This is a genomic window from Bradyrhizobium sp. Kon58 (genome assembly GCF_055807455.1).
This window is the reverse complement of sequence record NZ_JBVVOT010000012.1, coordinates 192,692-208,682: the sequence shown is the minus strand read 5'-3', so window position 1 is coordinate 208,682 and position 15,991 is coordinate 192,692. Positions and strand designations below refer to the sequence as shown.

Below are 15,991 nucleotides of genomic sequence, written 5' to 3'. Positions count from 1 at the left end.
AAAATCCCATGTCTCGGGCCACACGTTTGACGGACGCGATATACCTTCCAAGCTCGGTTGCGATTTCACCCGCGGTCGAGCCAACGTTGACCATTTTGATCAGGATCTGTACCTCGCCCTTGGTCCACTGCTTAGGTTTGTGGTTTCGCACGCGCCAAGCTCCAGTTCGCTCGGAGCGGAGATTAGCAGAATTGTTCCACTTCTGGAACGAAATGCCCACTGCGTGGATTTCGGTTCCGCCGAATTTGTATTTGCAAACGAGACGAAGCTGGGGCAGAATTTTCTGCACCGGGGCTGGCTTCATATTTCACTTAGTTCTTTTAACCCGGCTGCATTGACCACGCGGGGCCGCAGCGATTTAACCTCCCGCTGCGGCCTTCGCCGTATGGCCGCCAGCGTGACCGGCGGTGGGTCGTCCGAAGATAGCCGCTCGAAGCGACTGCTTAGCTTTGCTTCCCGTGCATGCAGGCGATCACGAACTCCCGCTTTGCGCGACCTTGTCCCTTTCCTCTTCCGCCCGCACTTGAAAACCCACGTTCGGTGGCGAGCTGCTGGCATTTTTCCAATTTTTGCGGGTTGCGAGGCGCGCCCTGCTGAGCCTGTACAGCGCCTGCGACCAAAGCCAGAGCAAAGGAAGCAAATAAGATCGGCCTAATCATTCTGCGCACTCCCTACCTGCAGTTGATCAAATCGCTATAAGAAAATAGTGGCCTGCCTCGGCATCAATCAAGCGAGCAGAAGACCATAAATCGTCCCTTGGATTGTAGCATGGCAATGCTGGCATGAGCCCGCGGGCTTTGGGGTATATTTTAAAAGCGAACTGAACCTTCACACCGCGCGCCTATACTGACGAGTATCCGGGATTTTGCTAATCCCTTCCCGGGGCTGGACGGATATCAAGCCGCCGGGACAAGGTATTGTCTGCCCGGCGGCTCTATTCTGCCGGCTCAGGGGAGCACCTGCCTGAACCCACTACGATAAGCTGTAGCTCGCCCGCGTTCCGAGCTAACTAGGAATCGACAATTTGCGAGATTCCTAAGATGCCAGCTTTGCTGGCGGCATCCCGCTCGTCGATATAATGGTCTGGCCATTATCCGCCCCGCAGCCGTGCGGAATGGCTGGCCGACATGTGACCTGCAGCATCCAATGCCTAAACGGCCATTGCGATCGCAGGGTCGACGTGCGGCTCGACACACTACTGCAAGCTCAGCCGTGGTCGCGAGTCGGCTTGCGTCTCGTCTGCTCAGCATGCGGCGCCGCAGGATCTGTGCATATCTCCCAAACTGGCATGACAGTCGCGGGCAAGTCAGGCCAAGCATGGGCCGCTTGAGGTTTTTGATTCCAACGATGAAGCACGTCACCGAGCGCCGTTTTGCCAATCCGGAAGCCGCCGCGCGTCAGCTCGTTCAGCTGGCTTCGAGAATCGAGGCGGTACAGGACGGCAGAATCCATATCGAGAAGATCAACTACCCATTCCTATACACGCTTAAGGCAAGCGGGGCAGAGTTCGGCGCCGGCATCAGGTGCGCTGTCGAGAAGGGCTGGCTGGAGCTGCACGAGAGCGGTACCTACGTGCGGCTGCTTAGGCCGAGCGAGGATTTGCTGGCGAAGGAATGACGTGGTCCGTTTGACGAGTCGATCGCGCTGCCAGACGGCTTCCTGAGCTTGCATCAGCAGCCTGCCAAGAAGAGAACACGCCGCGCCTGAATAGCGAGCCGCGATGGTGGGGTAATCCTCATGGCAGGCGGCGGCCCGACGATGTGCGCTCGTATTGGCGTCATGCGCGCTGCACAATCTGCTCCGCTATCAAAAGCCCCGCGCTTAACTTGCGTGGAGGCACCCTTGCGGCGCGCGTCGTATCCACCCGAATGCCGGGGGACCGAATCAATGCCTAAACGAGTGGCCAGAGCGGAGCAGCATCCACACTGCGAGAACTGCGACGTCTAACAATCCTGAGAACCTTCGTTCTCGACACCCAGTCCGGTCGCGAAGTCGGGGTGTACCAATGCCCAGCTGCGCCAAGCTGCACTGGAAAGAGTGACGCAAATCAGGACGAAGCGCGCGACCCTAATTAGCTGGTGAGGTGAGGCGCTGCGATCAGCTCGGCTTCGCTCCACGTTCGAATTCGACCGTCAGATTTTTTAGCGAGACCTTGACGGCGAACCCAGCATCGAGCCAAGCGCGTGCTTGACTGTGACCCGCGCGGACGTTCTCGTTGCTCCACCACGAGGTGAACTTTCGAGCCGACGCCGGGAGCTTGCGTCCTAGGACGTCCTCGATTTCGGCGAACGTTAGCCGAACGATCGGTCCACGCTCATTCGACAGCCGAACATGCAGTGGGTGGTAAATGGACTTTCTAGGGTTCATGGCCTCAGCACCGCAAATGTAAAGCCTTCATCATAGAACATCCGAGCGGCGCTGCACTGATCGCATACCGCTTGGACCTCGCAATAGCGGCAGTTCCTGCGGTTGAGAAGACGCCCGCCATTAAAGCGGTCTTACTCGTTCTCGGCTTGCGAAATTGCGCGCTCCAGTTCGGCTGCCAGGTTCGCGTAGTGAGCGACGACCCTCTCGACAGCTTCTCGCTTGATGACGGACTTTGCGGCGTCTCTCAACTGCTCGCACTTCGCGATCTGCTCGCGCAGTGTCGCAAGATGTTCGAGCATGTCTTTCATCACGCGTTCCCCAACGGGAACGCGCTAACGGCAAAGTCGGAAAACCTGCAATCGGGCCTCAGTGCTCGGTCCGGCCGAGCTTTCGACGCGACTGTGCCAGCTGCTTGTCGAGCTGCTCCTCGACGAACAGCAGGATGAGGCGTCGAGTGTCCCTGTCGGTGATGTTCTGAAAGGCTTTGATCAGGCGCAGCATCTGCAGATCTTCAACTGGTTGGGTCACGGCAAAGACCTCATCGGAAAAGAGCGGCATATTGAAATATATTAAATTATGCCGCTATTATTGCCGAAAAGGAACATGGAACTTTGATTGAAAGTTAAACACCGCCGGCTCGCCGCCCAGAGCTGGCGGAGCGGCCCCGGCCACCCTCAAGGAGCCCCCCTGAAGCCGGGGCCGTGTCTCTTTCGATGGAGGGAGTAGTTAGCTTTGCTCGATGTTTCGTGCGGCCAATTCCTGGTCCAGCTGCTTCAAGCGAACGAGTAGATTTTCGACGATCTCCATGCAGTCAGAATGCCTCAACGAATGCACGCCACGCGCCTCGAGCTCGCGCTCCAATATTGTAGCCACTATGCTTTGGATGCTCACTAATCCCCCGCAGGAAAGCATTTGCGCCGCCAGATACGGCTCAACAAAGAATTGGGTTCACTCGGGGGAAAGGCCGCAGCCTGTTCCAGCCCCACTGCGGCCATCCCGCGCAACTGCAAATAGCTTGGTACTCAAATCTCGCCGGTGTTCCGACAGTAGAACACCCCGTCCCGAAAATGGACTCCGTACAACTACCGGTGGCACCTTGTCACATTAGAGCGAACATGGCACGGCTTGGCTTCCAGCCCCCAATCCTCCCGGCTGCCGATTCAAATGCGGATCAGAGCGCCGGAGCCTCGAAAGTGAAGGTCGCAGGAACGGCTAAAGGGCTGCTCCTGCGACCGACGCCGCGACGTTCCGCACGGCTCCGGCGTGCTAGCATAGCGACCGACCAGCGTGAACCGGTGGGACCCGATTTGAGGATCCGCCCGCTTCAGCCAGCCCCGGCGGGTCACCCCATACCTTGACTGTTAAGCCTGTGCCGATTGTGAAATAGATCATATTGCGAGCCAGATATGCTGCGATACGATCATCGCACCGGGGCTGGCTGATATTTCACTTAGTCCTTTTCACCCGGACCTTTCGACCGCGCTGGCCGCAGCAGCAGTCCCGTGCTGCGGCCTTCGTGTTCACGGCGCTTAGCGCGATCAATCTGGCCGCCGTACTTGTACCAATGACTTCGGCGTCCTGTGCCATTGGAGAAGATTGTGTCCAAACAAAAAAATTGCCTGATCGTTCGTGCTGCAGGAAGACAACTGGACCTATTACGCGGCGAAGCCTCCCGCATCGCGAAAGGCAATAACGTCGATTGGTGGATCGATCAGGCGGAGGTCGGCACTCGCTTCTGCTTCGAGCATACAAAAGCAAAGGAGTCATTCGCTCTGGCTTGTGACAACTTCGGTATTCCCTGCCAAGACGGCTAGCCCGCAGTCGATGCTGTGAGCCGGCGGCGGGACCGCGCACCATCATAGAAGTCCAGCGCTAATGCGGCCCCGTGCCCGAAGGGCCGCACCTGACCCCAAGCTGTGTTTCGGCATGGATGCCGCCAGGGGGTCCCCAGTCGAACGCCGATTGACACGGTAAGCCAGACCTGTCGACGAAAGCAGAAGAAAGAACCCTTTGAGATTTGAGCCCTTCAGTCTCTCTGGCCATCGTGAACACTGATTAGGAACTCCCGTGCCTTGCGACGATTGCCTGTCCAAGTATGGAAGGAAAGAGCATGGTCCGGACGTCGATAATCGTTGCAGTAGCCTCGTTAGTACTTTCCGCAGGCGCATTCGCTCAAGGTGGCGGTGGGGGCGGAGGTGGTGGCGGCGGCGCCGGTGGTGGCGCAGGCGGTGGCGGCTCTTCGGCCAGTTCCGGGGCTTCCAACGGCGGATCGTCTTCGAGCGCGACCGGTCAGACCGGAGCTGGCAACCAATCCCCTACAACTGGCGGAGCCGGCCAGACCACGACCGGAAGCGGCGTCAACCAATCGTCTGCAGGCAACAGCGCCTCAAGCACGACGAAAAGCACGGACCCCAACGCGCCAGGAGGCTTGCCTGCAAACGCACAAGCTAGGCGTAACGCAGGTGCGGGCACCGCCCCGAACGGGTTGCCAATAGGCTCGCCCGGATCAGGGATAGGCTCGCCTGAACACCCTATCGGTTCACGCCGTTGAGCTCGCACCATCGGATGATGGTGAACGCAGCCATGGCGCCTTCACGCCGGCGAACATCATGAGCGCAACGCGTCAACCGCGTGCGCTACTACGATCAGCACGCTTATGGCGATGAGGAGGATTAGTAGCCAAGTGATCACGTTCGTCTCCAGGCTATGGAGTTGAACGCCCACACTCTGCACAGTCAAAGATAACCGGCCGAATCTCCTAATTCGGCCCAAGGGTGATGATTCTCAGCAACGGATGCGTCAACAGTCGGTCCTATCGGAATGCCACGAAGATAAGAACCGCAACAACGCACACCGAAAGTGAGAGTAAGTAAATACCCACGGCAATCCCTCGACTCGACGGAACCAGGATCGAATTCGGAGCCTGATCTCCCCTTCTCGTCAAACTAGTTTAGACAGGGATACATTACGTTTAGACGACGCCCCGCCCCAAACTGACATTGCTCTAAAAACAAGCCGCAGCGTGTACCTGCGGGTCTCAACTCAGTTTGCGGCGTTGCTCGGCAAGGGTTGCGCGCTGCTGATCGATTTCCTCTTGGACCAGTCGCCAAGTTTCCTCAGCGCGCGACGGTCTGGGCTTCGGCTTGGGAGGTTCGCTCTCGCTCATGGGTAATCTGTCCGACGCTACGGCGCCTGGCTAGTAGCCCACAATGACTGCGGTTCAGCATGGTTCGGCTAAGGCTGCCAACCGATATTGAGAAGAAAGAGGCGGGCAACTTCGGCGGCCGGACGTGCTGCTAGGAGCAAGGGGCTCCGGACATTTTTTGACGGGGAGTGCACGATGTCATCATCCTTTTCTTCCCGGCCGTGCTCTTGACAGGTGGGTTCGCTGCTGCTGGCGATTTTGTAGCACCGCTAACTGTTTGCGCCTTTGCTGCTGGTGAAAAGGCAATAGCGAGCGCAGCAATAGCTATGATTGAAAGTAAACGGTTCATCTAACGCTCCTTTGGTTGCAATCACGACATACAACCACGAGCACGGTTAAAGGTCGAGAACGCGGTACTAAATTCTTTCGATGCACAGTAGCTCAGCATCGCTCAAGAGAAAGGGGGCGCAGACAGCGTGGGCTGCACAAACCACCAGCCAACATTGCGTCAGAAAACCTGACCAGTATTGTTCGATACAGGCGTAATACCTGGGGTCGGATAAAGTCGGGAGGACTTCAGCTGCACCCCGAAAGCCGCGTTCTAGGGGCAGAAACTCCAAAGGGTTCAGTGAGGCCCTGAAGACGCTTATATCGACATCATCGGCATCCAAAGCACCGAGCCGTCAACTGCCGAGCAGCCGCGCCTTGGCTTGATCAATTGCTTCTCGCAGCTGGTCGAGACCCTCCATGAGCGCCGCCGCGATATCACAGGCCGCTTAGGCCTGCTTGGCTGGCGGAAGGCGTGCAATAGCAGCCTTGGCTGCATCGACAGTGCTGACGATCCGGCCGTCAAGGTGGGCAATGAATTCTTCATGGGGCCCACCATCGCAGTCATTATGCATCTTCGATCTCTCTTGCAAAACCGTAGCTTTTCTCGCGAGTGCGCTCCTCAGCCTCTCCCGCCGATTGAACAATTCCTTCTCGACGCAGCGACGCCCGCGAGATTGTGCTCCGCCAATCTTGCGGCAGCGCGCTCAGCTCAGCTAGGACAAGTCCTGCAAAATTCTTCGAGAACAGCCCAACCTGTCTGCACGTCGATTAACCGCCCCTCATCGTCCGCGATCTTGATCATGAGGTGACCGCTTTTCAACTCTCGGTATCGACTTTCGGCTCGGTGCGCACGGATCGGCGGGCTGGAGCCCCCAGGCCAAATATGCAGCGCGGGCAACGTTGGCGTCGATTGAGCTGCCGCCGGTTTGATGGACGCCGGCGCGCTTTTCGTCAGCCGCCAGTCCGCCGTCTTGCCGGCGCAGACGTTCGACGCCGTCCGCGTATGTTTCGCCCTTTTGAAGGAGATGCAACAACCGTGGTCACCATGCCGCGTGCACGAATACATCAGCGCCGATCACTGGCGGGACGAAGTTCGCTTGTCCGATATCGAGCCGAGGTTTGTGTGCGCCGGATGGGACAACCGGGGGCTCAGGCCAGATCGGATTCAGCAGCGGCGAGCCTCCGCAATTCGCAACCTCGAACTCTTCGTTAGACTCCAAAGCCTGTTTGCGGGTTGCCTTGCAGGCCAGCCATGCCTACTCTCTGCCTAGGAAAAAGTGGCAATGGTCAACAGGTCTGACTAGGGTGGCAAAGGCATGAGGAAGGATAACCCTCAGCCTTTGGGAGAAGTGCGCCCAAGGCCCCAGTCCCAGCCAGCCCCGGACTGGGGCCGCTCTGTGCCACTTAGGATTCAACATTGGCCACAAAGGAGGTGTCGCTCATCGCAGACACCCAAGTCCACCCGAAGCTCTAAGGTAAAGTGAGCGCACAATTCCGCTGCCGGGGCTGGCTCCTTTTATAATTGTGAATTTTAAACCCGGCTTTTTTGCAGCGCGGGCCGCAGCGATTTAACCTCCCGCTGCGGCCTTGCGGCAGCCGGCCTTTCTGACCCACGACGAAGCCATTATCGCCAATCGGCGAAATCTCCCTGAAACAGGGAAGGTCGAACCTCCGCTCATTAACGAGGGGAGTTCAAAATGATCACGCTCAAAGCAATTGCGCTTGTTGTTGGTGGCGGGTTTATCTTCGCGGCGTATTCGGGGGAGCTGGGCGCTGACGTGGTTCTGGCTATTGTAGCCTGCCTCTCATAACGAGAAGGCCCACCCACGTGAACCGGCGGCTATTGAACCTTCCAACCTTCCGTCCAATCAAGGAGGAGGCTGGCATGAGTGCGGTTCAGGTGGGCGGCATTATCGCTTTAGACGTAGCGCTCGGCTACGCTTTAGCCCGGTGGGATATCGATCTTTAGACGGGCCTGTGTAGCGATCTCGCCACAGCTTTTGGTTAAACGCGATGCTCAATTCTCCGACTAGGCACAGGAGGGCTTAATGTCCATCGATCGCTCACAGACAATAGAGTGGAACGGTGAGGTTCTAACCGGGTGGATTATCGTGGACGGTCTTTCGAGAAAGGTCGCTGCGGACCGCAAAACGATTCACAACCATGCCCCGGGTTTTAGCGACGCTCTCAGTTGGGAAATCGACCGATTTTGCGGTGAGATCTTCGAGAAGATGATGCCGTATTTCCGGGCAACCGCCATTGGGCGCTAAGGTAAGCCCGCCCGCGTGTACCGGCGGAGCTTTGTATTTTTTTATCGAGGACCTGAACCTTCACACTCCCTCCCTACACCCATGAGTATCCGGGGTTTTTTGCTAATCCCAATCTCGGGGCTGGACTGAAACAAACGTCGCCGGGCCGAAGGTATTGTGTGCCCGGCGGCGCATTTGTTTGGACTAGGCTCAGGCCGATGCAGCCGCTGACCTAGTTCAGAAGCAACGGCGGGCGAGCCGTAGCTGTGCCCGCATGGGCAGAAGCTGAATCAGGCGCATTCCAATTTCTCGTTAATCAGATCCAGGCGTGCGCTGATTTCAAGCACTCCCTAGTGCATCCCATCGATGGCGGTGTCCGCATCGGGCCCGGCGAGGACAATAGCAAGCAAGCTGGTGAGGTTCTTCGGTTCTTCGCTCCCTTAGGAGATGTAGGGGTGCCCTGGGTCATGCCGTCACCCCTTGCTGCCAGTGCTGCGCGCCGATCCGCTCCAGCGGCCCGTCATGGTTACAATCCCGCTCTCGGTATAGTCCTGCTCCAGATCGCGCCGGCCACCGGAGGCCCACCGGGTTTGATCGCCGCCGCCGGATCACAGCTGCCGAGTGATGGCCCGTCTTCGATGTCATTCTCTGCCGGGTCGTCGTCTCCGCCCAAGGTGTCGTCCTCCAGGTCGGCCGAAATGTCCTCCTCCAGCTCAGTCATGACGTAAGGGTCGGACTGGTCGAGGAAGGCGATCAGCCGGTGATCTCCGCTGCAGCCTCTTTTCTAAGCCTGGCGAGGTCGCTGAGAGCCCTTGCGCGCTCCTGCTGTTGGATGCCGAGGGCGGACAAAATCGCGCCGGTAGAGTCCGCTGGCAGTTCGCTGACGTTTTCCATGGTGGTGGGGCCATGACCGGCAGCCGGGGCTAGAAACCTGCCAGTCAGACAGGCGCGGCGCCTTTAAGGGAGAAACTTTGATCACGACGGCCCCCCGGCCAAAGGCCGGACAGCACATGGCACACTCGAATCTGCCGTTAGGATAGCGGTTGAAATTCAGCATGGGACACGGGCAGCACTGGTTTTGGTTTCTAGACCACCCCGAATCATGCATTTGATGCGTGTGATTTTCAAGGACTGCTTTTGAGCGAGGCTTCACATGGGAAGGCCTGCCGTGGTTCGGACTATTACGATCACAATTGATGGTGTTGCGCATCACGGGACATATTTCCTCCAGAACTGCGCCGTGTACGTGCAATCCGTCCTTGGAAGCAAGGCAACCCACGTCGGCGGGTCGCCCCCGGAAGCGGTGGCCAAGTTGCTCCTCTCCGAAATAATTCGTAGCCGTACTGAGGCGATGCACTAAGCGCAGAATTGCGCTTAGGTAGGGCGCGCCTGAGTCGTGGGGGAGAGTGGCACAGAGCACGGGGAGTCTACTTGAGCGCGTTGGCGCTCTTTTTGGCGCGCTCCATGTGCGCCACGAGGGACCGCGTGCAGTGGCTGCGAAAAGTTGTCATCAACGCTGAGCGCATGCGGCTCGGGATCAAAGAAGAGGAACTTGCAAGCCGAGGAAACTTTCTGATTTCTGCGTCGGCACTCCCTGCTACCACTTAAACGGATCGTGGATCGAAGGCGCCGACTGCCTGATGCGGCGCACGCTCACCGGCGTCCCGTCGGAGACGAACAGCAGCTCGTATCGGCGGCCTTCATTGTCGGTCGCTGCGCAGGTGACATCAGTCACCTTCTTCGCAGCGAAATTGCCAGTCTGGCGGCAGGTACCGGTTGATGGCTGCTCGGCCGGCACCGGCAGTCCGTCAACCTTGGGCCGATCCTTAGAATTGAGCAGCATGAGATCGATCGACAGCTCGTAGGAATTGTCGTCGGCTCGCTTGCCGTTCGCGCCGGAGAACGATACCACGTGGTTCTCATCGTCGGGATCGTCGACGGCGACCGCGAAATTGACCCGCCCCTTGTCGCCGTGGGCATAGACCAGCGTCTTGCAAGCGAAGCTGCGCCCGGCGACCTTCAGCGTCTTGCACTTCCCCGACATCAACGCCAGGAAGCTGACAAAAGCATTCGGTCCGGCGCTGGATGGAGAGGTTAAGGATTGTTCCTGAGCAAAGCATGGCCCGAAGGAAACTAGGAAAACAAGTGCTGCGGTAGTCGAATGATTTGGCATTTGGTCACTTGGAAAAGTTAAGCACGAGCCAGACCACATCAGCATGGAAAGCGCAACGGTCGCAAAGTGAGCCCCTGGAGAAATCTAAACACCAGGGGTCGCGCGCCAGCCGCCGTTTGCTGCACCGCGCAGCAGTCAAAACGCGCGTCGACAACTAGGCAGCTCTAAAGATCCTGGCTAGAGCATGGGTGCATGCGGGCTCGCGCGAAGGTGTCGATCAGAACCGGGGCGTCGAATCTTACCGGATGCCCTGAAGCACCTCCGCACCGCGCAGAGATCCCGGGCTTCGCTCCCTGAGCCAATCTACCGCGCTGCTCGATGGTATGGCGGTTGGTGGTGATGTGAACGATCATAGCGCATGCGGAAGCCCGGCGATCAATGTTGCGGCGCAGTTCCTCGGCGCGCGCTCTCGCCGGCTCGTCAAGCGAAGGCCAGACTTGGCATCGGCTCGGACCTGATCGCGGATGCTCTCGTACATGTGCGTGATGTAGTGGTCTGAAAGTTTTTCGAACGGCATCCGCGTCACCATCCTTGCAAAGAAGGGTGGGCCGCCAGACCTAGGGCGTATCGCTGGCGGCCCGTGCCGGACAATTGAAATTGTGGTCTTGAGGATTCGATTTGAGGATAAGACCAGCCCTGTCCGGCCTTGCCATGAACGCGCAAGCGCGCAGCGGTCTCAAGTCAATGTTCGGATTAACCTCACTTCTCAAGGTTAAGTGCGCTGACTTGGTGCACGGCTTCCCTGCAATGCCGCCCTGAGGCTTACGAGGGCTGCTTTCAATAGATAATTGGAAGAAACGGAAATCGCGGAAAGACACCTTAACGGGAGAAGCCCACCAGGTCCGTACTTTGCCCGCATTGTTCGCCCGACGGGCGGGCGTTGTGGCGATCAATCGCGGCCTGTTCATGGGCTCAGGCGGGTGAGGTCTTGGGAGCCGTCGCAGATGACCGACGTCGGCCTGAACGGGCGTATGGTTATCACGCGTCTGAAGGCTTTGCGCCGATACTGGAGCGCGCTGGAAAACGCCGCCCGCTTGAATGAGTCGCGGGCGGCGACTTCCAGCCCCGAGGGGGATGATGCAAAACCCCGGTATCGATTAGTCTGGATAGACTACATGACGATTCAAATAAAATTGGGCACGATAGCAATCGTAAGCCATGCCGGTCTGGGCGCTGAAATCGTGCACGGCTTTCAAAGGCTCAGTCCCCGCCAGCCCCGGGATTGAGTGTTTCTGCAAAAACCGCCCGCTTGAATCTTAATTCTCATCGCGGGCGGCATTTTTATTCTGGCCGCTAGAAAGACAAAGACCCCAGATCCGGGTTGAGATCGGATCTGGGGTCCAAGCGTACCAAAGGAAGCGTTCGGGTGTGCGACGACCGAACACCCGCACGCTACGCTCCGTGCCCTAATTTAAAGTTACCATTGTCCAAATTCAGTCCGGGGCGGCTTGGTCGGACATGCCTCCGGTTCGTCTAGGAAGTTTGCGGCGGCAATGATGGGACCGCTGCCAAGCGACCCCATCGGCTCAGCCATCCGCCCACCCACCCTGACGGCCGCCCGCTCAAGATCACCTTCGGCAAGATGCAGGAGAAGGGCGTTTGGGGCGTCGTGGTCTGGTGCGCCAACTGCCGTTGCAGCCATCGGGGCGCGGTCAGTGCGGACCCGTGGCCGGACCATACGCGGCTGGCCGCTGCCAGTACAAGAGCAGCTATGGTCAAGCCCTTGATCATCGGGAGAACGGTAGCCTTGCCGAGTAAAGTCTCGCTCAATGGTAGTGCAGGCTCGACTCGCTTTGCCCGACCAGCCCTAAGTAAACGATTTCTCTATTTGGCCCGCAAATTGTGCCTCGACTTTCCGCGACAGCTTTATCGATCTGTAAGAAGAGCCGGCTTAAAACCCGTCCCCATGGAAAAGCGAACCGCTCGCCGTCGACGTGTATTCAAGTCGGCACTCATCGAGTTTCCCGGAGGCTCCTTCAGTTGCGTCGTCCGAAACTTCTCCGATCTGGGCGCCAACCTGGACGTGCCCAGCGCATCTGGCATTCCGCACGAGTTCACACTGATCATTCCGAGCGCGCAGTCCCAGCTTTCCTGCCGAGCGGTGTGGCGGTCGGAAGGACGCATCGGCGTTGCGTTTTCCTGATCATCGCTCTGGTGCCGGCACTGGCCCGCGCGGGTTAGAAGGCACAGCTAGGGACGCCCATGATCCCGGCTTCGCGGTGCCTAGAGATCGTCTTGCCGGCTGGAACCGCAGATGTCGTCGGTAACCGGTTGACTTATCGCAAGCGCTAAATCACGGTCCTGCTCGCCGGCACGTGGGGGGCTAAGTGATGACCGACCAGAAGAACTACAATGAGCGCTATTTCCTGCGCTTGCTCCAACATGGCCCGTTTCAGCGGCGGCCGCGTGGAGGCTGGCGCTTCGGTGTCAAGGTAATCAGCGACGGCGTCGTTGAGCGGCTCCTCGCCGGTGGTCACACCGAGATTGCCGGCTCGCAATTGAGGCTGAAGCCGCTGGCCTCTAACCCGCCGAGCGGATCGAGCCGAGCGACGACCTCGCCATCATACTGCTGGCGGACTACCTGACGCGCGAGCGTGACGCGGCTACGCACGATCGACTGGCTGATCCGCATACTTGATGACGACCGGCTGCGCGATGCTGTCCCGAGGTCTGGTTGACGCGCGGCTGCATTCCATTGCGCCGCCTGCGAAGATACTGGCTGGGTATGCGAAGCCCACCCCGGCCGCTCTTGGGACGGTCCACACGCCTGCGGCTGCGGCGCAGCCGGCGACCCTTGCCCACGCTGCAATGCTTCGGAAGCCGACCGACCGCGACCGCCAGCGGGCTTTCGGTTCAGCTTCGGCCTATTGGCGGATTGGCCCGCTGCTTCCGGAAGAGATAGGCGCCCAGTCCCGAGGTCACTTACGCCGGCCAGGGTGTGGTGAGCGTCTAGCTTCGCTCGCTATTCCGCGCGGCTAATTCCTGGTCCAGCTCCTTCAAGCGGACGAGTAGGTTTTCCACTATCTCCATGCAATCGGAATGCCGCAATGACCGCACGCCCCGCGCGGCCAGCTCTTGCTCCAATATAGTCGCCACGATGCCTTGGATGCTCACAATCGTCCCCCGGAAAACATTGCTCCGGCCAGATACGGCTCAACAAAGAATTTGGGTTCGCTCAGCGAAAAGCCGCAGCGTGGTTCCAGCCCCACTGCGGCATTCCCGACAACTTAAAATTGGGTCGTGCTTAAATCGCGCCGGTGTTCTCACAGTAGAACACCCCGTTCCGAAAATGGACTCCGGATAACTACCGAACTCGGGTTTCTAAGCATTGTTGCTTTCGGGAAAACATGGCAACGCTCGCTTTCCAGCCCCATGCTCCCGGCTGCCAATCCAATTGCGGATCAGAGCGCCGGAGCTCGAAAGTGAAGGTCGCAGGAACGGCTGAGAGGCTGCTCCTGCGACCGACGCCGCGTCTGAATCTCTGACGCATCAACCGAACGGTTGAGACCCGCCGAATTTCGACAGTCTCCCGTAATAGACCGGAGATGCGCCAGGCATTCCATAACCCTACGCTGCCCGCTTTTGGTTATTTGGATGACGCGGGACAATCCACCGATCCTTATTTGCAATGTGTGCAGGCGGCCCATGGCGTACCTAGCGAGACTTCCAGAGATTGCAGGTCTGCCCGCTGTGTACGCCTATCGCTGCCTACCTTGCCTGAGGGTCGATACCATTGTGCTGGACCCGCTCTAGGAACGCCGCTCCTGCGAAAACGTTGAATGACCGGTCTGTGGCGCGACGGTTTCGCGCCATCCACCCGGAACGGTCTGTCGTCTACCGCGCGTATGCCGTGTGTAAAACCTTTGCTCGAAAAACTGCCGCTGGACGAATTGCTGCGTCGAACGTGCCGTACGCGCTCGTCTAGGCTGCCGGTTTGCCCGCCAACACTTGGACTTGGTCAATATCCATTCCTTGGCTCCCTCTTCAGTCTCAAAATCCCGATATGAGAGTCGGGTCCGCAACCTGTCTTGACGGCCACAAACCAACGTCCGCCTCTCACGTTGCGGTTCAATTTTGGCACTAGCTGAGCCATTCCTATGCGTCCAGTCCGTCCAACCGCAGGAATAAACTCCGGATTTAATTTAAATGGAACCAATTTAGTCGACGCTGTATTATCTGTGGATTACAGCGGAGTTTAACTCCATGCATGATGAAGATCTGGCCCTTCAAGCCGTCAGCGATGCGCAAATCATTTTGGAAGAGTATTTGAAGCCGCAGCCGCGCAACAACGAGCGCGCCATTCTCGACCAACTGGTGGAAATTCTAGAGCGCCCCGACCTCATTGTGGCGGTTAATCGGATGCACCACCGCTAGAATTGCGCGCGAGCTTCAGCCATTCGTCAGCGAGCGGCCATCTTCCTCGTCTGCAGCCCATCGTACGCAGGTCGATGCGCTGGAAATTGAGGCGCTGTCAGTTCTGCTCGCGCAACCACATGAAACACGCGCGCTTGCAACGCGGGCCTATTTTGTCCGGGGCTCCGTAAAGTCAACGCAACCGCAACGGCTACGTTGAAGCCGATCCATATTGCGAAGATCGAAATGGTGGTCGACATGGGCAAGTCTCATCAGCGTTTTGCCGTAACTCGGGATGGTAGCAAATCTTAGTTTTGAGATGAGGGATTGCATATCCGGGCGATTACCTGCGACGATCGGAATTCGGCAAGTGTCAACCGTTCGGTTGAGATCCATATGCCGAACAGGTTGTCCCAGCGTTCTCCCTCGCGTGTCGATTACTGTCAGGTCGAGGCTGGATCGTTTCTGCTTCCCGATGCGAGGCAAGAGAGCGATACGCTTGAACTTGACTTCCAGCGCGGCCTTCGTCGTCTCACCCTTGTGGTTGCGCACATCCATGTAATGCGAGCCTTTGACGCTGGTCTCTTCCATCTCGGTTGCAATCGTATGGCCGTAGAGGAATTGCAGTTGTTGAGGCTGGTCAGGGACTTTGCCAAAGATCAGAAGAAGCGACAGGATTTCGTCGAGCAGATCGAGGCGATGGCCGAGAAAGAACAGCAGCCGGAGTTTAAGCCCGCGAGCTAATTGGGCCGGACTGTTCTGCGAAGACAGAACGACCCCTTTGTCTCATGGTGTTGGCCTGGTCATCGCCCGCACAGGTTTTGAATATCGTCAATCTCATCATGCTGTTTTCCTGCCTATTGAAATTCAGCCAGCCGAAGACGTGAATGCGCCAATGAGACAGAGGGTTTCCCACTGCACCGAGCCCCAATCCTGGGTGCAAACGTTCATTTGCGCTCCAAAAAGTAACCGCCCAGGAAAAGTTGGCAGAACGAACCCAATTTCCACGCAAATGACCCGCAAGGCACTGATACTAAATAAAAAAGCTTCGGAAGCACGACAGTCACATTGACAGGGCTTTCAGCTTGATTTGAGCTCGCCATAGATACCGATCTAGTGCTGCGAGCTTCTTGAGCTGCAGGACGACGGCGGCAGATGAGCTGGAAGCGATCGCCTTGCTGATGGAGATTGACAACTTCGCGCGTTCGCTCTCAACGAGACCGATCCGAGCTCGAATGTCTTCGAAGGAGCACGATTCGAGTTGATCCCAAGTCTCGTCGGAACCCGGCAGTTTGACTGCAAGGCCATGGCGGAGCGCATTCATCCGTGACCGCGCTTTGCCCTGTTGTGAACGCGGCCCGGTACTTCGGGCCG

At 58.1% G+C, this 15,991-nt stretch carries 15 protein-coding genes; 7 read left to right on the top strand and 8 right to left on the bottom strand.

From position 1 onward, the window contains the following. On the bottom strand, window positions 1–289 hold a 289-nt coding region (locus AC0L20_RS21310; RefSeq protein ID WP_473291825.1), incomplete at its 3' end, for a hypothetical protein. Window positions 290–443: 154 nt separating this feature from the next. Continuing rightward, on the bottom strand, window positions 444–659 hold the full coding sequence (locus tag AC0L20_RS21305; protein ID WP_473291823.1) for a hypothetical protein: 216 nt from the start codon (window positions 657–659) through the stop codon (window positions 444–446). A gap of 688 nt (window positions 660–1,347) precedes the next feature. On the opposite strand from AC0L20_RS21305, the gene AC0L20_RS21300 reads away from it, so the two are divergent. Then, window positions 1,348–1,617 carry a hypothetical protein gene (locus AC0L20_RS21300; protein WP_456765781.1) on the top strand — a complete coding sequence of 90 codons (270 nt, stop codon included), beginning with the start codon at window positions 1,348–1,350 and terminating at the stop codon, window positions 1,615–1,617. Window positions 1,618–2,097: 480 nt separating this feature from the next. Here AC0L20_RS21300 and AC0L20_RS21295 read toward each other — a convergent pair whose 3' ends face one another. The 3 genes from AC0L20_RS21295 to AC0L20_RS21285 all read right to left on the bottom strand — a co-directional run bounded on the left by AC0L20_RS21295 (window position 2,098) and on the right by AC0L20_RS21285 (window position 2,895). Continuing rightward, window positions 2,098–2,367, bottom strand: coding sequence for a DUF7662 domain-containing protein (locus tag AC0L20_RS21295; RefSeq protein ID WP_445818667.1), 270 nt, complete (start codon window positions 2,365–2,367; stop codon window positions 2,098–2,100). A 131-nt stretch (window positions 2,368–2,498) separates the two neighbouring features. Next, window positions 2,499–2,675: a hypothetical protein gene (locus AC0L20_RS21290; protein WP_473291820.1), complete on the bottom strand. Its 177-nt coding sequence runs from the start codon at window positions 2,673–2,675 to the stop codon at window positions 2,499–2,501. Between the two features lie 58 nt (window positions 2,676–2,733). Then, on the bottom strand, window positions 2,734–2,895 hold the full coding sequence (locus AC0L20_RS21285) for a hypothetical protein (protein ID WP_473291818.1): 162 nt from the start codon (window positions 2,893–2,895) through the stop codon (window positions 2,734–2,736). A 1,070-nt stretch (window positions 2,896–3,965) separates the two neighbouring features. Here AC0L20_RS21285 and AC0L20_RS21280 point away from each other — a divergent pair. Then, entirely contained in the window at window positions 3,966–4,181 is a 216-nt protein-coding gene (locus tag AC0L20_RS21280; RefSeq protein WP_473291816.1) for a hypothetical protein, read from the top strand. A 3,709-nt stretch (window positions 4,182–7,890) separates the two neighbouring features. After that, the gene (locus tag AC0L20_RS21275; protein WP_473291814.1) at window positions 7,891–8,112 is read left to right on the top strand and encodes a hypothetical protein; all 222 of its coding nucleotides are present in this window, start codon (window positions 7,891–7,893) and stop codon (window positions 8,110–8,112) included. A 505-nt stretch (window positions 8,113–8,617) separates the two neighbouring features. Here the strand turns inward: AC0L20_RS21275 and AC0L20_RS21270 are convergent. Beyond that, window positions 8,618–8,812 carry a hypothetical protein gene (locus tag AC0L20_RS21270; protein WP_473291811.1) on the bottom strand — a complete coding sequence of 65 codons (195 nt, stop codon included), beginning with the start codon at window positions 8,810–8,812 and terminating at the stop codon, window positions 8,618–8,620. Between the two features lie 876 nt (window positions 8,813–9,688). Then, window positions 9,689–10,264 (bottom strand): hypothetical protein, encoded by a 576-nt coding sequence (locus tag AC0L20_RS21265; protein ID WP_473291834.1) that lies wholly within the window; start codon window positions 10,262–10,264, stop codon window positions 9,689–9,691. Window positions 10,265–11,208: 944 nt separating this feature from the next. Here AC0L20_RS21265 and AC0L20_RS21260 point away from each other — a divergent pair. The 4 genes from AC0L20_RS21260 (at window position 11,209) to AC0L20_RS21245 (ending at window position 15,361) form a co-directional block, all read left to right on the top strand. Then, the gene (locus tag AC0L20_RS21260) at window positions 11,209–11,490 is read left to right on the top strand and encodes a hypothetical protein (protein WP_473291808.1); all 282 of its coding nucleotides are present in this window, start codon (window positions 11,209–11,211) and stop codon (window positions 11,488–11,490) included. A 1,104-nt stretch (window positions 11,491–12,594) separates the two neighbouring features. Further along, the gene (locus AC0L20_RS21255; RefSeq protein WP_007606680.1) at window positions 12,595–12,849 is read left to right on the top strand and encodes a hypothetical protein; all 255 of its coding nucleotides are present in this window, start codon (window positions 12,595–12,597) and stop codon (window positions 12,847–12,849) included. 1,618 nt (window positions 12,850–14,467) lie between these two features. After that, window positions 14,468–14,638 carry a hypothetical protein gene (locus AC0L20_RS21250; RefSeq protein ID WP_007606679.1) on the top strand — a complete coding sequence of 57 codons (171 nt, stop codon included), beginning with the start codon at window positions 14,468–14,470 and terminating at the stop codon, window positions 14,636–14,638. Between the two features lie 375 nt (window positions 14,639–15,013). Then, entirely contained in the window at window positions 15,014–15,361 is a 348-nt protein-coding gene (locus AC0L20_RS21245; RefSeq protein ID WP_473291804.1) for a hypothetical protein, read from the top strand. 319 nt (window positions 15,362–15,680) lie between these two features. Here the strand turns inward: AC0L20_RS21245 and AC0L20_RS21240 are convergent, their stop codons facing one another. Next, a complete protein-coding gene (locus tag AC0L20_RS21240; RefSeq protein ID WP_473291801.1) occupies window positions 15,681–15,941 on the bottom strand; it encodes a hypothetical protein in 261 nt (86 codons plus the stop codon). Between the last annotated feature and the right edge of the window lie 50 nt (window positions 15,942–15,991).

Bases quoted from the DNA above. Each gene is read 5' to 3' on its own strand.
- AC0L20_RS21305 (WP_473291823.1), bottom strand. From the start codon at position 659: ATGATTAGGCCGATCTTATTTGCTTCCTTTGCTCTGGCTTTGGTCGCA.
- AC0L20_RS21300 (WP_456765781.1), top strand. From the start codon at position 1,348: ATGAAGCACGTCACCGAGCGCCGTTTTGCCAATCCGGAAGCCGCCGCG.
- AC0L20_RS21295 (WP_445818667.1), bottom strand. From the start codon at position 2,367: ATGAACCCTAGAAAGTCCATTTACCACCCACTGCATGTTCGGCTGTCG.
- AC0L20_RS21290 (WP_473291820.1), bottom strand. From the start codon at position 2,675: ATGAAAGACATGCTCGAACATCTTGCGACACTGCGCGAGCAGATCGCG.
- AC0L20_RS21275 (WP_473291814.1), top strand. From the start codon at position 7,891: ATGTCCATCGATCGCTCACAGACAATAGAGTGGAACGGTGAGGTTCTA.
- AC0L20_RS21270 (WP_473291811.1), bottom strand. From the start codon at position 8,812: ATGACTGAGCTGGAGGAGGACATTTCGGCCGACCTGGAGGACGACACC.
- AC0L20_RS21265 (WP_473291834.1), bottom strand. From the start codon at position 10,264: ATGCCAAATCATTCGACTACCGCAGCACTTGTTTTCCTAGTTTCCTTC.
- AC0L20_RS21260 (WP_473291808.1), top strand. From the start codon at position 11,209: ATGACCGACGTCGGCCTGAACGGGCGTATGGTTATCACGCGTCTGAAG.
- AC0L20_RS21255 (WP_007606680.1), top strand. From the start codon at position 12,595: ATGACCGACCAGAAGAACTACAATGAGCGCTATTTCCTGCGCTTGCTC.
- AC0L20_RS21250 (WP_007606679.1), top strand. From the start codon at position 14,468: ATGCATGATGAAGATCTGGCCCTTCAAGCCGTCAGCGATGCGCAAATC.
- AC0L20_RS21245 (WP_473291804.1), top strand. From the start codon at position 15,014: ATGCCGAACAGGTTGTCCCAGCGTTCTCCCTCGCGTGTCGATTACTGT.
- AC0L20_RS21240 (WP_473291801.1), bottom strand. From the start codon at position 15,941: ATGAATGCGCTCCGCCATGGCCTTGCAGTCAAACTGCCGGGTTCCGAC.